Source organism: Streptomyces sp. NPDC002809 (genome assembly GCF_040295435.1).
GTDB lineage: Bacteria > Actinomycetota > Actinomycetes > Streptomycetales > Streptomycetaceae > Streptomyces.
Genome location: NZ_JBEOVJ010000015.1, coordinates 100,245 through 118,692, shown reverse-complemented (window position 1 = coordinate 118,692; position 18,448 = coordinate 100,245). Strand labels below are relative to the sequence as shown.

General features: G+C 71.5%; 15 protein-coding genes. 6 read left to right on the top strand and 9 right to left on the bottom strand.

Features of this window, described 5'->3' with window-relative positions; translation table 11 throughout:
- Positions 1-28: 28 nt before the first annotated feature.
- The 4 genes from ABT025_RS12785 to ABT025_RS12770 form a co-directional block, all read right to left on the bottom strand.
- Positions 29-2,200: a 3-hydroxyacyl-CoA dehydrogenase NAD-binding domain-containing protein gene (locus ABT025_RS12785; RefSeq protein ID WP_350993017.1), complete on the bottom strand. Its 2,172-nt coding sequence runs from the start codon at positions 2,198-2,200 to the stop codon at positions 29-31.
- A gap of 31 nt (positions 2,201-2,231) precedes the next feature.
- Positions 2,232-3,446, bottom strand: coding sequence for an acetyl-CoA C-acetyltransferase (locus tag ABT025_RS12780; RefSeq protein WP_350993015.1), 1,215 nt, complete (start codon positions 3,444-3,446; stop codon positions 2,232-2,234).
- Between the two features lie 107 nt (positions 3,447-3,553).
- Positions 3,554-4,696: an acyl-CoA dehydrogenase family protein gene (locus tag ABT025_RS12775; RefSeq protein WP_350993013.1), complete on the bottom strand. Its 1,143-nt coding sequence runs from the start codon at positions 4,694-4,696 to the stop codon at positions 3,554-3,556.
- Positions 4,696-5,856: a CaiB/BaiF CoA transferase family protein gene (locus ABT025_RS12770; protein WP_350993011.1), complete on the bottom strand. Its 1,161-nt coding sequence runs from the start codon at positions 5,854-5,856 to the stop codon at positions 4,696-4,698. The genes ABT025_RS12775 and ABT025_RS12770 overlap by 1 nt, the downstream gene beginning before the upstream one ends.
- Positions 5,857-6,061: 205 nt before the next feature.
- Here ABT025_RS12770 and ABT025_RS12765 point away from each other — a divergent pair, with 205 nt between their 5' ends.
- Positions 6,062-7,252, top strand: a complete 1,191-nt coding sequence (locus ABT025_RS12765) for a saccharopine dehydrogenase family protein (RefSeq protein ID WP_350993009.1) — start codon at positions 6,062-6,064, stop codon at positions 7,250-7,252.
- Positions 7,253-7,273: 21 nt separating this feature from the next.
- Here ABT025_RS12765 and mmpA read toward each other — a convergent pair whose 3' ends face one another.
- The 3 genes from mmpA to ABT025_RS12750 form a co-directional block, all read right to left on the bottom strand.
- Positions 7,274-7,417, bottom strand: coding sequence for a morphogenic membrane protein MmpA (gene mmpA, locus ABT025_RS12760; RefSeq protein ID WP_350993007.1), 144 nt, complete (start codon positions 7,415-7,417; stop codon positions 7,274-7,276).
- Positions 7,418-7,449: 32 nt separating this feature from the next.
- Positions 7,450-8,175: an endonuclease V gene (locus ABT025_RS12755; protein WP_350993002.1), complete on the bottom strand. Its 726-nt coding sequence runs from the start codon at positions 8,173-8,175 to the stop codon at positions 7,450-7,452.
- Positions 8,176-8,245: 70 nt separating this feature from the next.
- On the bottom strand, positions 8,246-9,337 hold the full coding sequence (locus ABT025_RS12750; RefSeq protein ID WP_350993000.1) for a WD40/YVTN/BNR-like repeat-containing protein: 1,092 nt from the start codon (positions 9,335-9,337) through the stop codon (positions 8,246-8,248).
- A 186-nt stretch (positions 9,338-9,523) separates the two neighbouring features.
- On the opposite strand from ABT025_RS12750, the gene ssgD reads away from it, so the two are divergent.
- Both ssgD and ABT025_RS12740 read left to right on the top strand, forming a co-directional pair.
- A complete protein-coding gene (ssgD, locus tag ABT025_RS12745; RefSeq protein WP_350992998.1) occupies positions 9,524-9,940 on the top strand; it encodes a spore wall synthesis regulator SsgD in 417 nt (138 codons plus the stop codon).
- 347 nt (positions 9,941-10,287) lie between these two features.
- A complete protein-coding gene (locus ABT025_RS12740) occupies positions 10,288-11,919 on the top strand; it encodes an ABC-F family ATP-binding cassette domain-containing protein (protein WP_350992996.1) in 1,632 nt (543 codons plus the stop codon).
- Positions 11,920-11,957: 38 nt separating this feature from the next.
- Here ABT025_RS12740 and ABT025_RS12735 read toward each other — a convergent pair whose 3' ends face one another.
- Positions 11,958-12,419: an ATP-binding protein gene (locus ABT025_RS12735; protein WP_350992994.1), complete on the bottom strand. Its 462-nt coding sequence runs from the start codon at positions 12,417-12,419 to the stop codon at positions 11,958-11,960.
- Positions 12,420-12,586: 167 nt separating this feature from the next.
- Here ABT025_RS12735 and ABT025_RS12730 point away from each other — a divergent pair, with 167 nt between their 5' ends.
- The 3 genes from ABT025_RS12730 to ABT025_RS12720 all read left to right on the top strand — a co-directional run bounded on the left by ABT025_RS12730 (position 12,587) and on the right by ABT025_RS12720 (position 14,894).
- Entirely contained in the window at positions 12,587-13,438 is an 852-nt protein-coding gene (locus ABT025_RS12730; protein WP_350992992.1) for a Scr1 family TA system antitoxin-like transcriptional regulator, read from the top strand.
- A gap of 9 nt (positions 13,439-13,447) precedes the next feature.
- Complete coding sequence (locus ABT025_RS12725; RefSeq protein WP_350992990.1) at positions 13,448-13,639, top strand: hypothetical protein; 192 nt, start codon at positions 13,448-13,450, stop codon at positions 13,637-13,639.
- A gap of 277 nt (positions 13,640-13,916) precedes the next feature.
- Positions 13,917-14,894 (top strand): acyl-ACP desaturase, encoded by a 978-nt coding sequence (locus ABT025_RS12720; protein ID WP_350992988.1) that lies wholly within the window; start codon positions 13,917-13,919, stop codon positions 14,892-14,894.
- Between the two features lie 156 nt (positions 14,895-15,050).
- On the opposite strand, the gene ABT025_RS12715 is transcribed toward ABT025_RS12720, so the two are convergent.
- Positions 15,051-18,407 (bottom strand): hypothetical protein, encoded by a 3,357-nt coding sequence (locus ABT025_RS12715; RefSeq protein ID WP_350992986.1) that lies wholly within the window; start codon positions 18,405-18,407, stop codon positions 15,051-15,053.
- Between the last annotated feature and the right edge of the window lie 41 nt (positions 18,408-18,448).

The following is an 18,448-nucleotide window of genomic DNA, read 5'->3' as shown; positions in this document are numbered from 1 at the left end:
GCGGGGTGCGGGACCGGCGGTGTCGGCGTCAGTCGTGGAAGGTCTCGCCCTTCTCCGCCTTGTCCACGAGCAGGGCGGGCGGCAGGAAGCGGTCGCCGTACCGCTCGGCGAGTTCCCGGGCGCGGGCGACGAATCCGGGCAGCCCGCCCTCGTACCCGTTGATGTACTGGAGCACGCCACCGGTCCACGCGGGGAAGCCGATGCCCATGATGGAGCCGATGTTGGCGTCGGCGACGGTGATCAGGACGTTCTCCTCCAGGCAGCGAACGCTGTCCAGGGCCTCCGAGAAGAGCATCCGCTCCTGCATGTCGGTGAAGGAGACATCCGCGTCCGCCTTCGTGAAGTGCTCACGCAGGCCGGGCCACAGACGCGTGCGCTTCCCGTTCTCGTCGTACTCGTAGAAGCCCGCACCGCCGCTGCGGCCGGGGCGGCCGAACTCGTCGACCATCCGGTCGATGACCGCGTCCGAGGGGTGCCCGGCCCAGTTGCCGCCCGCCTCCTCGACGGCCCTGCGGGTCTCGTCGCGGATCTTGCGGGGCAGGGTCAGCGTCAACTCGTCCATCAGGGAGAGCACCTTGGCCGGGTAGCCGGCCTGGGCGGCGGCCTGCTCGACGGAGGCGGGCTCGACGCCCTCGCCGACCATGGCGACGCCCTCGTTGATGAACTGGCCGATGACGCGCGAGGTGAAGAAGCCACGGGAGTCGTTGACGACGATCGGCGTCTTCTTGATCCGGCGGACCAGGTCGAAGGCGCGGGCCAGGGCCTCGTCGCCGGTCTTCTCGCCCTTGATGATCTCGACGAGCGGCATCTTGTCGACGGGCGAGAAGAAGTGCAGCCCGATGAAGTCGACGGGGCGCTCGACCCCTTCGGCCAGCGCCGTGATGGGCAGCGTGGAGGTGTTGGAGCAGAGCAGGGCGTCGGGCTCGATGATGTCCTGGATCTCCTGGAACACCTTGTGCTTGAGGGCGGTGTTCTCGAAGACGGCCTCGATGACGGCGTCGCAGCCCGCGAGGTCGGCCGGGTCACCGGTCGGCGTGATGCGGGCCAGCAGCTCGTCCCGCCCGGCCTCGGTCGTACGGCCCCGGGAGAGCGCCTTGGCGAGCAGCTTCTCGCTGTACGCCTTGCCCTTGGCCGCGGCCTCCGTGGAGACGTCCTTGAGGACGACGTCGATGCCGGCCCGGGCGCAGGAGTACGCGATGCCCGCGCCCATCATCCCGGCGCCGAGGACAGCGACCCTGCGGACCGGGCGTTCCTCGATCCCCTTGGGGCGACTGGCACCGGAGTTGACGGCCTGGAGGTCGAAGAAGAACGCCTGGATCATGTTCTTCGAGACCTGGCCGGTGACCAGCTCGGTGAAGTACCGGGCCTCGATGGTCAGCGCGGTCTCGAAGTCGACCTGCGAGCCCTCGACGGCGGCGGCCAGGATGTTGCGCGGCGCGGGCATGGGGGCGCCGGCGAGCTGCTTCTTCAGGTTGGACGGGAAGGCCGGCAGGTTGGCGGCGAACTTGGGGTTCGACGGGGTGCCGCCGGGGATCCGGTAGCCCTTGACGTCCCAGGGCTGCTGGGACTCGGGGTTCGCGTCGATGAAGGCCCTGGCCTTGTCGAGCATCTCCTCGGGGGTGGCGGCGACCTCGTGGACCAGGCCGTTCTCCAGCGCCCGCCGCGGGGTGTACTGGGTGCCCTGGAGGAGGACCTTGAGCAGCGCGTCGGCGATGCCCATGAGGCGTACGGTGCGGGTGACGCCGCCACCGGCGGGCAGCAGGCCGAGGGTGACCTCGGGCAGGCCGATGCGGGAGCCGGGGGCGTCGAGGGCGACGCGGTGGTGGGAGGCGAGGGCGATCTCGTAACCGCCGCCGAGGGCCGCACCGTTGATGGCGGCGACGACGGGCTTTCCGAGGGTCTCGATGCGGCGCAGCGACCTCTTGATCGCGGTGCCGGCGTCGAACGCGGCCTGCGCGTTCTCGGGACCGATCCTGATCATGTCCTTGAGGTCGCCGCCCGCGAAGAAGGTCTTCTTGGCGGAGGCGTAGATGATGCCGCGGATGGAGTCCTTCTCGGCCTCGGCCCGGTCGGCGACGGCCGCGATGGAGTCCCTGAAGGCCTGGTTCATCGTGTTGGCGGACTGGTTGGGATCGTCGAGTACGAGGGTGACGACGCCGGTCTCGTCCTGTTCCCAGCGAATGGTCGTGCTCTCGGTCATTTGCTTGTCTTCTCCGTAGGAAGGGGAACGGTCAGAGACGCTCGATGACGGTGGCGATGCCCATGCCGCCGCCCACGCAGAGGGTGGCGAGGCCGTAGCGCTTGTCCCGGCGCTCCAGTTCGTCGATGAGCGTGCCGAGGATCATCGCGCCGGTGGCGCCGAGCGGGTGGCCGAGCGCGATGGCGCCGCCGTTGACGTTGATCTTGTCGAGGGAGAGCCCCATGTCGCGGGCGAAGCGCAGGACGACGCCGGCGAAGGCCTCGTTGATCTCGACGAGGTCGATGTCGTCGATGGTCAGCCCCGCCTTCGCGAGCGCCTTGCGGGTGGCGGGCGCTGGGCCGGTGAGCATGATGGTGGGCTCGGAGCCGGAGACCGCGGCGGAGACGATCCGGGCGCGCGGGGTGAGTCCGTAGCGCTCGCCGATCTCCTTCGAGCCGATCGCGACGAGGGCGGCTCCGTCGACGATGCCGGAGGAGTTGCCCGCGTGGTGGACGTGGTCGATCTTCTCCACCCAGTGGTACTTCTGGAGCGCCACCGCGTCGAAGCCACCCATCTCGCCGATCGCCGCGAACGACGGCTTCAGCGAGGCGAGGGAGTCGGCGGTGGTGCCGGGGCGCATGTGCTCGTCGTGGTCGAGGACGACGAGGCCGTTGCGGTCCTTGACGGGGACGACGGACCGCGCGAAGCGGTTGTCCTTCCACGCCTCGGCGGCGCGCTCCTGCGACAGGGCGGCGAACTCGTCGACGTCGCGGCGCGAGAAGCCCTCGATGGTGGCGATGAGGTCGGCGCCGACGCCCTGGGGTGCGAAGCCGGTCTCGTAGTTGGTCATCGGGTCCATGGCCCAGGCGCCGCCGTCGGAGCCCATCGGGACGCGGGACATCGACTCGACGCCGCCCGCGAGGATGAGGTCCTCCCAGCCCGAACGGACCTTGGCGGCGGCCATGTTGACGGCTTCCAGACCAGAGGCACAGAAGCGGTTCTCCTGGACGCCTGCGACGGTGTCGGGGAGCCCGGCCGCGATGGCGGCGATGCGCGCGATGTCGGAGCCCTGGTCACCGAGCGGGCTGACGACACCGAGCACGATGTCGTCGACGGCCGCCGGGTCCAGGCCCGGGAAGCGGTCGCGGAGCTCGTGGATCAGGCCGACGACGAGGTCGATCGGCTTGGTGCCGTGCAGGGCCCCGTTGGCCTTGCCGCGGCCGCGCGGGGTGCGGATCGCGTCGTAGACGAATGCTTCGGTACTCAAGACAGCTGCCTTTCGAGGGTGGTGGCGCAACAGGGCCGGGCAAACAGGGTCGGGCACACAGGCCGGGCAGGCGGAACCGGTCGGCCCGGCGGGGCAGGAGTGCGGGGTCAGGCGAGCAGCGAGCGGCCGATGATCTCCTTCATGATCTCGGTCGTTCCGCCGTAGATGGTCTGGATGCGACCGTCGACGAACGCCCTGGCCACCGGAAACTCCGCCATGTAGCCGTATCCGCCGTGCAGTTGGAGGCAGCGGTCGGCGACGCGCTTCTGCAGCTCGGTCGCCCACCACTTCGCCATGGAGGCGTGCACGGCGTCGAGCGTCCCTTCCGAGTGGTCGACGATGCACCGGTCGAGGAACGCCCGGGTGACGGCGCACTCGGTGGCCATCTCCGCGATCTCGAAGCGGATGTGCTGGAGCTTGGACAGCGGCCGTCCGAAGGCCTCGCGCTCCTTGACGTACGTGGTGGTGATCTCCAGGAGGTGTTCGGCGGCGGCGATCCCGGCGACGGCTATACCCATCCGCTCCTGGGCGAGATTGGTCATCAGGTGGATGAAGGCGCCGTCGAGCTCGCCGAGGAGGTTCTCCTTGGGAACGCGCACGTCGTTGAAGAACAGCTCGGCGGTGTCCTGGGACTTCTGGCCGATCTTGTCGAGGTTGCGGCCGCGCTCGAAGCCCTCGGCGCCGCGCTCGACGACGATGAGCGAGAGCCCCTTGGCGCCGCCCTCGGGGGTCGTCTTCGCGACGACGACCACCAGGTCGGCGAGGATGCCGTTGGAGATGAACGTCTTCGAGCCGTTGAGGAGCCAGTGGTCTCCCTTGTCCTCGGCGGTGGTGCGGATGCCCTGGAGGTCGGACCCGGCGCCCGGCTCGGTCATCGCGATGGCGGTGATGATCTCGCCGCTGCAGAAGCCGGGCAGCCAGCGCCGCTTCTGTTCCTCGGTGGCGAGGCCGGTCAGGTAGGGGCCGATGATGTCGTTGTGGAGCCCGAGTGCGAGACCGGGGGTGCCCGCCCGGGTGAACTCCTCCGCGAGGACCGCGCTGTAGCGGAAGTCGGTGTTCCCGCCGCCCCCGTACTCCTCGGGCACGGCGAGGCCGAGCAGCCCCTGCCGTCCTGCGGCGAGCCAGGCCCGGCGCGAGACGATGCCGTCCTTCTCCCACTGTTCGTAGTGCGGGAGGACCTCCTTCGCCAGGAAGGTGCGAACGGTCTCGCGGAACGCGTCGTGCTCCTCGGTGAAGATCTGCCGCTGCATCAGTCGGTCGTGTCCTTCCGGGTGGGCCGCAGGGCCGGTACGCCCCAGTCGGCGGCGACGGCTTCGGTGTCCGCGCCCGGCTGCGCCGGTCCGCTGTGCACCGAGGAGGGCGTCGCCGAGAACCGGGGCGCGGGCGCGGGCTGGATGAGTGCGCCGTGTTCCACGAAGGTGGAGCGGGCGGCGAGGTGCGGGTGGTGCGGTGCCTCGCGCAGGGAGAGGACCGGTGCCACACAGGCGTCCGAGCCGTCGAAGACCTCGGTCCACTCGGTGCGCGTACGGGTGCGGAACCGGGCGGCGACGACACTGCGCAACTCGTCCCATCGGGCGATGTCGCCCCGGTCCGGGGCCGTCTCACCGATGCCGAGGAGTTCGGTGAACTCCGCGTAGAACCGCTTCTCGAGCGGGCCGACCGCCATGTACTCGCCGTCCGCGGTCTCGTACGAGCCGTAGAAGGGGCAGCCGCCGTCCAGGAGGTTGGAGCCGCGCCGGTCCTGCCAGCCGCCGGCCTGCAGCATGCCGTGGATCATCATGGTCAGGTGCGCGGTGCCGTCGACGATCGCCGCGTCGACGACCTGTCCGGTACCACCGGGGGTCCGGGCGTGCTGGAGAGCGGCGAGGACGCCGACGACGAGATAGAGCGAGCCGCCCGCGTAGTCGCCGAGCAGGTTGGCCGGGACGGTGGGCGGCTCCCCCGGTTTGCCGATCATGGAGAGGGCGCCGGTGACCGCGATGTACGCGATGTCGTGCCCGGCCCGTTCGGCGAGGGGACCGTCCTGGCCCCATCCGGTCATGCGCCCGTAGACGAGTTGCGGGTTGCGGGCCAGGCAGGCGTCCGGGCCCACTCCCAGGCGTTCGGCGACGCCGGGCCGGTACCCCTCGATCAGGACGTCGGCGCGCTCGGCCAGATCCAGGACCGTGTCCGGGCCGGATGCGGCCTTGAGGTCGACGAGGACGGAGCGCTTGTTGCGGTTGGTGAGGTCGAGGGCCGGATCGATGCCGAGACCGGCACCGCCGGGCCGGTCGACCCGCACCACGTCGGCGCCCAGATCGGCCAGGAGCATCGCGGCGAACGGGCCGGGCCCGATGCCGGCCAGTTCGACCACGCGCACCCCTGCCAGTGGGCCGCGCGGCCCGGGCGAGCCGTTCCCTGTCGTTGCCATCGAGCCCCCAGCGGTGTGACACAACCGATGTAACATCGATGATGCTAAGAACGCACCGCGCTCCGCACAACCCCTTGGAGCGAGCAAGCGCTTAGTTGTTCTCCCTGGAATCCTCCCTCACGAAGCCTCCCCGGCCGCACAGCGCCACGGCCGGCTCCGCTACCCTCTGCCTGCTACATCGGCGCCGGCCCCTGCGGAGGCACTCGTGAACAGGCAGAACGGGGCACCACGCCCCTATGACGTAGTCCTCTTCGGCGCCACGGGTTTCGTGGGTGTGCTCACCGCCGAGTATCTGGCGGCCCACGCCCCGGACAGCAGCCGCTGGGCCCTGGCCGGCCGCAACCGCGCCAAGCTGGAACAACTGCGCAACCGCCTCACCGCACTGCATCCGCACTGCGCGGACCTCCCGCTGCTGCACGCCGATGCCGACGACGCGGACACGCTGCGCGCCCTGGCCGAGTCCACCCATGTGGTGGCCACGACCGTGGGCCCGTACGTCTGGTACGGAGAGAAGCTGGTCGCCGCCTGCGCCGAGGCGGGCACGGACTACACGGACCTCTCGGGCGAGCCGGAGTTCGCCGACCGGATGTACCTGGAGCACGATGCCCGGGCGCGCGAGACCGGCGCACGGATCGTGCACGCCTGCGGTTTCGACTCCGTACCGCACGATCTCGGTGTGTACTTCACGGTCCGGCAGCTGCCGGAGGACGTCCCGCTCCGCGTCGACGGATTCGTCCGCTCCAACGCCGCCTTCTCGGGCGGTACGTTCGCCTCCGCGCTCACGGCCATGGGCCGCGGGCCGCAGATGCTGCGCGCCGCCGGGGAACGCCGGCTGCACGAGCCGCGGCTGGTCGCCCGTCGCGCCCGCGCCCCGCTCGGCGGGCCTCACTTCAGCACGGAGACCGGCACCTGGGCCCTTCCGCTGCCGACGCTCGACGCTCGGATCGTGGAGCGCTCGGCCCGCGCACTCCCCCGCTACGGCCCCGACTTCCGCTACCGGCACTTCGCCTCGGTCAAGCACCTGCCGGTGGCCCTGGGCGGCACGGCGGCCCTGGGCGCCCTGCTCGGCGCGGCACAGCTGCCGGCCGTACGGAACTGGCTGATGGATCGCTACGAGCCCGGGTCCGGCCCGGACCAGGAGCGCCGCCGTCGGAGCTGGTTCACGGTCCGGTTCGTCGGCGAGGGCGGCGGCCGCCGGGTCTTCACCGAGGTGTCGGGCGGCGATCCGGGCTACGACGAGACGGCGAAGATGCTGGCGGAGTCGGCACTGAGCCTGGCGCTGGACGAGCTTCCCCCGACATCGGGGCAGGTCACCACGGCCGTCGCGATGGGCGACGCGCTGCTCGAACGGCTGCGCCGGGCCGGTCTGCGCTTCCGGGTGGCGGACGTGCGCTGACGCGCCGCCGGCGGACGCCGCCTAGAAGATCCAGGAGGCCAGGGTGTAGAGCATCGCCCCGGCCCAGACGAAGCCGACCGCACCCCCGATCAGCATGCCCAGCGCCACACGGCGCTGAGCGGGGTGAAGAGGGGCTGTTCGGGCATTTGAGCGAGATGCGTTCATGTGTCCAGAGTGCCGACCATGATCGGCGGGCGCTATCCGTACGGATACTCAGACGCCCCGGCACCGTCCCCGGACCGGCCTCGGACGGTGGCCTCCCGGAGCACCCGCCTGCACAGCGCGTCGGCCCGGCGGGTCGTCTCCGGCTGACGGAAGTCACGGGCCAACAGCAGCGTGTGCGCGCAGGCGTTGTCCAGGCCGGTGCGGTGTCCGACCGAGACGTACACCGGTTTGGTGCCGTCCTGGGTGCGCAGCGCCTGCCCCACCTCCTCGCCCCCGTCGAGCAGCGGTGACCGGTCGCCGCGGTGGGGTCCGGGCTGTTCGTACGAGAAGGTGAACGGGTTCTTCGCGACGCCGATGACGGGGAGCCCGGTGAGCACACCCAGGTGGCTGGCGAGGCCGAAGCGGCGCGGGTGGGCCCGTCCGTAGCCGTCGCAGACGACGAGACCCGGGTCCACGGGCAGGGACTCCAGGGCGGCCAGCACGGTGGGAATCTCGCGGAAGGCGAGGAGCCCCGGGATGTAGGGGAAGGTGACCTGTCCGACGGCGGTGGACTCGGCCACCACCTCCAGCGTGGCCGCGTCGAGGACGACGGCCGCCGCGACGACGACGTCGCGCTCGTCGTCGTACGCGACGTCGACGCCCGTCACCCGGCCGGTGCCCGGCGGCGGCCCGGGCTCGTCGAGCACCACCCGGGCGCGCAGGGTGTCCTGGAGGGCGCGGGCCTCGGCCTCGTCGGCAGGCATCCGAAGTGTTGTCATGATGCCGGTCAGCTTAGGGCGCGGCTCCCCCGGCCCTGCGATCGTCCGGCCGGAAGGCCCCGGGCGCCCGTCAGCGGACGGCCGCGCGTGCGGCCCGCCCCTTTTCGCCGGCTGCCCAGCAGCTCCCGTCCGCGGTGCAGTCGACCGTGTCGTACGACCCGGTGTCGACCGTGCGCCAGGTGCGGCCGCCGTCCGTGGTGAGGTCGGTGCCGGTCGGGCCGACCGCCAGTGCGGCCGACCGGCTGTGCGGCAGCCAGGCGACGCCCGAGCGGTAGGCGGCGGGCGGTGACTGTGACGGCCGCCAGCCGCGGCCGCCGTCGGAGGTGACCGCCGCGGCTCGGGGCGACAGCTGGTCGGCGCGGAAGTCGCCGCCGACCGCGATGCCATGGGTGCGGTCCCGGAAGGCGAGGCCGAACACACCCCGGGCCGGGTCCCCCGCCGGAACCGGCGACTCGGTCGCGGTCCAGGTCAGCCCGCGGTCGCCCGAGTGCAGGACCCGGGCGGTGGCCGCCCCGCCCGTGGCCAGCCAGACGTCCTTCGGGCCGGCGCTGACCAGGCACTGCCCACTGGCCGCGAACCCCGCCTCGCCCGCTTGGGCCTGCGGCATGCCGGCACCGGGCAGCACGTTCCAGCTGCGGCCGCCGTCGGCGGTGGACAGGATCCGGAACCGCCCGTCCACGGGGTCGCTCATGGCGAGGCCGTGGCGGCTGTCGAAGAACGTGAGGCAGTCGTAGAAGGCGCGTGCGTCGGTGTTGCGGAAGGACTCGGTCCAGGTGGCCCCGCCGTCGTCCGTGCGCAGCACCCGGGATGCCTCGCCCTCGCCGATGGCCAGGGCCACCGCCCGCCGGGCGTCGAAGGCCTCGATGTCGCGGAACTCCAGCCCCGCGTCGGCCGCGCCGGGAGGCGAGACGTCGCGCCAGTGCCGGCCGCCGTCCGTGGTGCGCAGCACGGTGCCCTTCGAGCCCGCGAGCCACGCCGTGCGGCCGCTGACGGCCGCGAGACCGCGGAAGCGGGCGTCCGTCCCGGTGGCGGTGGGCGTCCAGGCCGGTCCGTGCCGTTCGCCGGGTGCCGCGTGGGCCGCGGGTGCGGCCAGCGCGGCTGCCACGGCCGCCCCGCACAGTCCCAGTGACATCAGTCGTCGCGTCTTCCCCAAGGCCCTCATGGCGCTGGAAGCTAACCCACGGGCCACTCCCCGTCCAGGGTGCATCGCCGGGAAATGGGCACGTGATGATCAGGAAGTGGTGTGCGGTGACGCAGCTCACGCCATGCTCCGGTGCACGAATCGAGGCGTTCCATCGTCTGTATGAGTGCCGGTAACCGTTCATCCGGTCGCGAGAGGGAGCAGGTCTTGTCCACCGTTATCGAACAGTCCGTGAAGGCCCGCATGGTCGCATCCGCACCGCAGATGGAGACGCTTCCCGCAGTCCTGAGCTACGACCGCACGGATCCCTTCGCCGTACGCATGGCGTTCCCCGCGCCGGCGACGCTGGAGGGCACCGAGGTGTCCTGGGAGTTCTCCCGGGAGCTGCTGGCAGCGGGGATGGACGCGCCGGCGGGGGTCGGGGACGTACGCGTCAGGCCCTTCGGATACGACCGTACGGTGCTGGAGTTCCACGCTGCGGAAGGCATCGCCATGGTGCACGTGCGCACGGCTGAGCTGCGCCGTTTCCTGCGGCGCGCGCAGGATCTGGTCCCCGCCGGGGACGAGTACCGCTTCCTGGACCTGGACCGGAGCCTGACCGATCTGCTCGACGGTTCCTGCTGACCGGGAGCCCTCGCCGGCACTCACGCGGGTCGGGGCCCTCGGGGTCGCCCGCGCGGGACCCACGCCCTAATTCGCTTGCCCCGCTCCGCGGGCCGTCGTACCTTCGTTGATGTCCTTGTTGTCGCCGATAGGAGTAGGACGTTGCTCGTCTGAGGTCTTGAGACACCGTGTTGCGCGCCATGCCATGTCTGCACATGTCCGCGTGCCCGAGTGTGACCTCAGCTCTTCGAGCCGTCCTCCGCGACCAGGGCCTTCCCTCTCCACTTCCGGAAATTCTTCCGTGGAAAGCCAGTGACCGGTGTCTCGCCCCGTTGCCCCTGTCCTTCCTCGCAACCGGGAGATTCCTCATGTCTACCCCTCTGACCCACATCACCTGCGCGTCGCTCTCCTTCGCATGGCCCGACGGCAGTCCGGTCCTCGACGACTTCCATCTCACCGTGGGACCCGGCCGAACCGGACTCATCGGCCTCAACGGCTCGGGCAAGTCGACCCTGCTGCGGCTGATCGCCGGTGAACTCACGCCCACCGAGGGCCACATCAGGACGGCGGGCGAGGTCGGCCATCTGCCGCAGAACGTGGTCCTGGACACCGCGCTGCGCGTCGACGCCGCCCTGGGCATCGCCGGAACCCGTGCGGCTCTGCACGCCATCGAGGCGGGCGATGTCGGCGAGGAGCGGTTCGCCGCCGTCGGTGACGACTGGGACGTGGAGGAGCGGGCGCTCGCCACGCTCGACCAGCTCGGCCTCGGCCGCATCGGGCTCGACCGGACCATCGGCGAGATGTCGGGCGGTGAGTGCGTGCTGCTGCGCCTGGCGGCGCTGCTGCTGGCCCGGCCCGAGGTGCTGCTGCTCGACGAACCGACGAACAACCTGGATCTGTACGCACGACGGCGCCTGTACGCCGCGGTCGACGCGTGGAACGGCGTGCTCGTCGTCGTCAGCCACGACCGGGAGCTCCTGGAGCGGGTCGACCAGATCGCCGATCTGCGGGACGGCTCGGTCACCTGGTACGGCGGGAACCTCTCGGCGTACGAGGAGGCGCTCGCCGTGGAACAGGAGGCCGCCGAGCGGATGGTGCGGGTCGCCGAGGCCGATGTGCACCGCCAGAAGCGCGAACTCGCCGAGGCACAGGTCAAGCTGGCACGGCGCAGGCGTTACGGACAGAAGATGCAGGAGAACAAGCGCGAACCGAAGATCGTCATGGGCGCCCGCAAGCGCGCCGCCCAGGAGTCGGCGGGCAAGCACCGCATCATGCACGCGGAGAAGCTGGCCGAAGCGAAGGAGCGCCTCGACGACGCTGTCGAAGCGGTGCGGGACGACGCCGGGATCAGGGTCGAACTACCGCACACCAAGGTCCATCCGGGCCAGGGCGTGCTCATGCTGAGCGGCCTGGAACTGGCGTACGGGGCACGGGTGCAGGGTTCGTTCGAGGTGCGCGGTCCGGAGCGCATCGCGCTGGTCGGACGCAATGGTGCGGGCAAGACCACGCTGTTGCGGACGCTGGCCGGCGAGCTGGCGCCGGTGTCCGGCGAGGCTTCGGTGCGGTTGCCGATGCGTTTTCTGCCGCAGCGGCTGGATGTGCTGGACGACGAGTTGAGCGTGGTGGAGAACGTGGCGCGGTTCGCACCGGATGCCACGGACAACCGGATCAGGGCGCGACTGGCACATTTTCTGTTCAGGGGCGCACGGGCGGACCGGCCGGCCGGGACCCTGTCGGGCGGAGAGCGGTTCCGTGCGGCTCTGGCCGCGCTGCTGCTGGCCGAGCCGGCACCTCAGCTGCTGATGCTGGACGAGCCGACGAACAACCTCGACATGACGAGCGTGCACCGGCTGACGGCGGCACTCGACTCGTACGAGGGAGCGCTGATCGTGGCGAGCCACGACGTGCCGTTCCTCGAATCGATCGGCATCACGCGCTGGCTGCTGCTCGACGGCGGTCTCCGGGACACGACGGCCGAGGAGGTGCGCACCGGCCTGTGACATGCGGGGGCGCAGGTCAGTGGGTCTGCGGGGAGGGGCTAGCGATGGAGTAACGCCCAGGTCTTGGAGCCGCCGGAGGCAGTCAGTGCGGGGGCCAGTCCCCAGTCCCCGCCGTGTGCGTCCACCGCGGCGGCCAGCAGCCACATGCTGGCGCTGCGGTGCTCACGGCACTCCTCGGACTTCTCGGCCGATTCATGGGCCGGGTGCTGGTCGTAGAGGGTGATCCGCAGCGCGTCGAACTGCCAGTGGACCCGCAGGAGCATCTCCCGGTCCGGGGTGAAGCGGTAGGCGGCCGCGACCAGTTCCGAGGTGGCGAGGACGGCCGTCTCTGCGAGTTCGGCGAGACCGTGCCGGGTGAGCAGTTCGTCCACGGCACGGCGGGCGAGGCCCGCGCAGAAGGCGCCGCCCGGAAGAGCGAACGAGTAGCTGAGGTTGTCCGCCGCCGGCGGTTGCGGGCCGGCGGGTGCGAGGGCCGGGAGACAACGCAATGCGCCCTTCATCAAGTGCTGCTCACATTTCTCATACGTGTGGTGACGATCACACACAGGGGCATGGTCGCCCCGTGTGAGACTTGCACTACCGACCGTAGCGCACGACCGGAGCACAGTGCTACTACTTGTGTGGTTCCGGTCATTTCGACACTCCCCACCCCCGGAGGACGCACACCGTGCCACCCAGAAGCACCCCAACCGCACGGCAACAACGACTCGGGTACGAACTGCGCAAGCTGCGCGAACAGTCGGGAATGACAGCACAGCAGGCCGCGGCGCTGCTCGGGGTCGACCGCACCCGCATCCCGAACATCGAGTCCGGCAGGTTCGGCATCAGCGCCGAGCGGGTCCGCACCCTGGCCTTCAACTACGGCTGTCCGGACACCGGCCTCGTGGACCTGCTGGCCGAGATGGCCCAGGAGCGGGCCCGGGGCTGGTGGGAGGAACAACGCGGCCTACTGCTGCCGAGCCTGCTGGACATCGCCGAACTCGAGTTCCACGCAGTGGAGTTGGTCACCGCAACCACCACACACATCCCCGGCCTGCTACAGACCGAGGAGCATGCCCGTGCCGTCTTCGACACGGCCGACCCCCAGCTGCCCCGCCCCGATCTGATAGCCCGGCTCTCGCTGCGGCTGCGCCGCCAGGAAGTGCTCGAACGGGACCGGCCGCCACTGTACGAAGCGGTGATCCACGAGGCCGCACTGCGGATGCAGTTCGGCGGCCCCAAGATCGCCAGGGCGCAACTGGAGCACATTCTCGACCAGTCGGAGCGCGACCGGATCACGGTCCGGGCCATCCCGTTCGCGGCAGGCGGTTTCCCCGGGGCCGGGCAGTCGTTCACCTATGTCGGCGCAGCCGTTCCGCAGCTCGATACCGTGCAGCTCGATTCCTCGCACGGTTCGATGCTGCTGGACGCGGATATGCAACTACGTAGATACCGGGGCCTGTTGGAGCGCCTGCGCACGCTCGCGCTCCCCGTCGAGGAATCGCGCGACTTCATCCGACGCATAGCCCAGGACCTCTGAGGAGAGACCATGAAGGAAATCTGCTGGGACGAAGCGTTCTGCAGCGAGGGTGCGAACTGCTTCCGTTTCGGACTCGACGACCAGGGCCGCGCCTACATCGGCTCCACGACCGACACGGCGACCTATGTCAGCGACTCCATCGAGGCACTGCAGGCACTGATCTTCGCGGTGAAGGCGGGCGCGGCTGACCATCTGCTCTGATCCGGCCCGTCCCGACCGTGCCCCTCGTGCGCTGCGCTCCGAGTACGCCGACTGTTCAGAGCTCATCGCCGCCGGGGCCCGGCCCGGCCGATTATGCGACTTTCACGCGACTCATTCCCGCCTGCCTGACCCTCTGTGTATACGCCTGACCTGCACTTATAACAATACGTGAGCGATTGTCGCCCGGACGGGCTTGGCGGAGGCCTTACCGCCGCTTTAACCTACGGTCTCGTAACCTACGAAGCCGTAGGTAATTCTCCCGTCCCCAGGAGCCCCCGTGACGATCACCTCTCCCCACCTCGGCAGTTCACAGGCGTGGACCGACGCCCAACTGCTGTACGCGCTGGAAGAGGTGGTGGAGAAGGAGCTCAACCGCCATCTCAAGGTCGCCAAGGACTGGATGCCCCACGAGTACGTTCCGTTCTCCGACGGCCGGAACTTCCCCGGCGTCTTCGAGGACGGCCAGGCCTGGGAGGCCGAGCAGTCCAAGGTCACGGACATCGGCAAGATCGCCCTGGTCGTGAACCTGCTGACCGAGGACAACCTCCCCAGCTACCACCACGAGATCGCCTCGCTCTTCGGCCGCGACGGAGCCTGGGGCACCTGGGTGCACCGCTGGACCGCCGAGGAGGGCCGCCACGGCATCGTGATGCGCGACTACCTGCTCACCTCGCGCGCGGTGGACCCGGACAAGCTGGAGCAGTTCCGGATGGCGCACATGGCGGAGGGCTTCGAGTCCGACAACCGCCACTCGATGCTGCACTCCGTGGCGTACGTGGCGTTCCAGGAGCTGGCGACCCGGGTATCGCACCGCAACACAGGACACCAGTCGGGCGACCCCGTCTGCGACCGCATGCTGGCGCGGATCGCGACCGACGAGAACCTGCACATGGTGTTCTACCGCAACCTCCTCGGCGCAGCCTTCGAGCTCGCACCGGACCTGACGATGCAGTCCGTGCGCGACGTCGTCGTGAACTTCCGGATGCCCGGCCACGGCATGCCCGGGTTCGAGCGGGCGGCCGCGCAGATGGCGATCGGCGAGATCTACAACATGCGGATCCACCACGACGACGTCATCCAGCCGGTGCTGCGCTACCTGAAGGTGCTGGACATCGACGGCCTGGGCCCGGACGGGATCAAGGCCCAGGAGGAGCTCGGTCTGTACATGAACGGGCTCGACAGCGAGGCGTCGAAGTTCGACGAGAAGCTCGCCGCGCGCAAGGCGCGCATGGCAGCCCGCGCCGCCCAGGCCTGACAGCCGGCACGACACGGCCCCGACGGGGGGCGGGCCACCTCGGCCCGCCCCCCGTTCGCAGCATCCGCAACGATCGCAAAGTCCGCGGCATCCGTATCGTGCGCGCCATCCGCGACTGCGCGGTGTTCGCATCCCGGCGCTCCCCACCGGCTGCTCTCATTCGCGCGCTGTCACCTCCGCGTAGGCCGCGTCGCGCACATCCGCGTCCGAGTGGCGTCGCAGCAGTCTCAGCTGGGTACGCCACGGCCCGCTCCAGCCGGTCCGCCGGCCGGCCGCCGCAGCGAGCTCCACGGCCATGTGGCCGTGGGCGGGGCCGCCGTCCTCGGCAAGGCGTGCCACGAGCGCGAGCAGCGTTCCCGAACCGTCCTCGCCCTGCGGCACCCCGATCCGTGTGCCGAGCACACCCGCCGTCCGGGCGGCGAGCACGGGACGGCCGTCGTGCAGGCGGGCCAGCCGGTCCAGGGCTGCGTACAGGGGGTCCGGCCCCGCATCCGGATCGACGGCCCTCACCAGGAGTTCCGCGGCCTGCGGTACGTGGTCCCGGTGGCGGGCGAGCAGTTCCCCGGCGGCGCCCAGCACGGGCCGCAGCGCGTCGTCCGTGCGCGCCCCCGCCGATACGGCGAGCCGGTTCACGAGGTGAACGACCCGCTGCCGCCCCGGCCGGTCGCGCTCGCTGCCCGCGTCGTCCATGGCCACGGCGTCGGTGAGACTGCGCAGCGCCCGCATGAGCGCCTGTGCCGCCTCAGGCGCAGCGGGTGCGGCGGTCACCAGCGCGTCCGCGGCCGACTTCCAGGAGCGGCGGCGGGCGAGATCCGTCGTCGCGGCCATCAGCACGTCGCAGGCGCCCGGCGCCCACGGCATCCACCGGGCCACCACCGCGTGGGCCGACGCCGCGAGCTCCTCGTCCTCCGTCTCGCACACCTCCCGTACCAGGCCTGCGTAGCGGGGGCGGTAGGGCGCGGGCAGGTCCATGGGCCGCACGCGCAGTACGGCGGTGCGCAGTACCGCGGTGCCGGTTGCCGCGTCCGTGAGCAGGGCCCACATCCGCTCGTCACCGAGCAGCCCGGTGCCGCAGGCCACGGCGGCAGCCCGCACGTCAGGGTGCTGGCCGGGCAGCCCGTACGCCTCGGCGACCAGCGCGGCGGCCTGTGGCAGGGGCAGCCGGGTCGCGGCGAGCCGTACGGCCTCCTTGCGGGCCGTCACCTTGCCGGTGCCCGGTGCGAGCCGCTCGCGCAGCAGGGGCCCGAGCACGGAGGGGCGGACGTCCTGCGAGGCGCGGCCGGCCGCGAAGACGGCGACCCTGGCGCGGTCACCCCCGCTGTGGGCGAGCAGCGCCGCCTGCACGTCCGGCGCCCGGTCCGTCCCGCCCAGTGCCGTGAGGGCGGCCTCCGCGAGCACGACGTCCTCGGAGTCGGTCCAGCCGAGCACGGCCGCGGCACCGGTCGAGGGGATACGGGCCAGTGAACCGATCGCGGCGGCACGGGTGTACAGCGGCAGCTTCTCGTCCCGCGCGGCCCGCTCCAGGGCGCGCAGGGCAGCGCGCCGCTGACGCGGCACCCAGCGGCGGACCGCGGCTCCCGGCTCCACGGTCCACGGTGTGCCGTGCGGCAGGAACCTGCCGTACGGCGGCGGATCACCGAGATACGGGTCGAGGAGGTCCGTACGGCAGCCGGTGAGAACGCGCAGCACCTCGGGCAGGGTTCCGGCGGAGGGTTCGACGGCCAGGAGCCGCTCCACCCGCTCGCCGCGGTGTGCGACCGGCTCCAGCCACAGCCCCACCGCGGTCCGCGCGGTGCTGTTCTCCCCGAACCGTGCGGCCTGCCACAGGAGGTCCTGCAACTCGGGCAGTCCGGCCGCGCGACGGCCGAGCGCCCTGGCCAGCGCGAACACGAGCCCGTAGTCGGCCTTCTCCGCGCCCGCCTCCAGCCAGGGCCGGAGCGCCTCGAACACGTCGGACTCCTGGCCGCGGCGCAGGGTTCGGTCGAGGCGTCCGAGGTCCGCTCCCCCGGTGTTCCCCGAGATCCGGACCAGGGTGCGCAGGGCCCAGTTGACGAGGGCACGCTGCCCTGTCGCGGCGTGCTCGCGCAGCAGACCCAGAGCGAGGGTGCTCAAGGCGTGACGGGTTGCGTGCGAGGAGTCCCGGGCCTCGACGGCGTCGGCGGCTATCCGGTCCAGGGCGGGTTCCGCCGCGTCGGTGAAGAGGCCGGCCGGGACGGCCGCCAGTGCGTGGAGGGCCGTCGAACGGACCGGGTCCTGTTCGTTGCGCAGCCGCTCCATGTCGGCGAGCACGTCCGCGAGGCTGTCCGGGTGCCCCGCACGCCCGGCGTTCCCGATGAGCAGCGACCAGGCCTGCGCCCGGTCCTCGGCCAGGGGCGCGCGCGTGGCGGCGGTCAGCCGCTCGCGCACCTCGGCGACCGGCAGATACGACTCCGCGATCAGAACGGTGCTCCGTGCCGCTCCGCGTTCGGCCGCCAGCCGGGCCGTGCGCCGTGCCACGTCGGCGACGCCGCTGCGCGGCAGCGCGTCGAGCAGCACGGTGTCCACGCGGACGTGGTTCCCCTCTCCGCTTCCGGCCGTGACCGAGGTGTGGAAGGCGGCGCGGCGGCCCGGCGGGAGTGCGGCAAGCAGGCGGGCGAGGGCGGTGGAGTCCGTTGCCATGGCGCGGCCGAGCTCGACCACGAGCCCTTCGGGCGCGGTGCGGGCCAGCCGGTACAGGACGCTTCGCCCCAGCACGGCGCCTCGCAGCGCCGGCCTGGCATCCGGGCGCAGCAGGAGCCGGACGAGCCGGTCGGGGCAGGCCGCGGCGAGTGCCCCGAGGCGGCTCGTCAGCGGCCACGGCAGGTTGGCCGGAGCGAAGCGTTCGAGCAGGTCGAGGACCCGCTCCGGGAGGGGCGCGACGGTCGCGGCGACCCCCGCGGCGTACCGGTGCCACCACTCGGCGCGGTGCGGCTCGGGCAGCGCCGCCAGGTGCCGCTCGCAGGCATCGAGGAGGAGGCCCGGATGCCTGCGCCCGAGGCCGCCCCAGCCGCGTACAGCGTGCAGGAGCTCGGGCAGCAGCCGGGCCGCGGTTCCCGGTGTGCAGCCCGGCAGCAGCACGGTGGCGTCCCTGTCGCCCCAGTTCGCGCGCACCTCGTCGATCAGACGGTCGGCGAGGGCGGCCCGCCCGTCGGCCACGACGGCCCGCAGGAGGCGGCGGCGTGCGGTGCGCGGGACGTCGTCGAGGATGTCCGCGTACGCCTCGTCCGGTACGCCGAGGCTGTGCGCGACCCGCAGGGCGTGCCCCTGCACGAAGGGGTCCCGGTCGGCGAGGTGCGCCGCGATCCAGTCCCGGTCCCCTCCCGCGGACGCGGCGATGACCGCGGTCTCCCGCTCGTACGCATCGCCCCCGTCCAGTTCGTCCAGGACGGCACGCAGCCGTCCCGAAGCCGCCGCATCACGTGCCCGTGCGGCGAGTTCGCGCATGCGCTGCGGATACGGGAGGGGATCGAGGGCGTTCAGCAGGGCATCGGTCATGGGGCGATTGTGCCGTGCGGGGGCGGGCCCTCCCCCGGGCC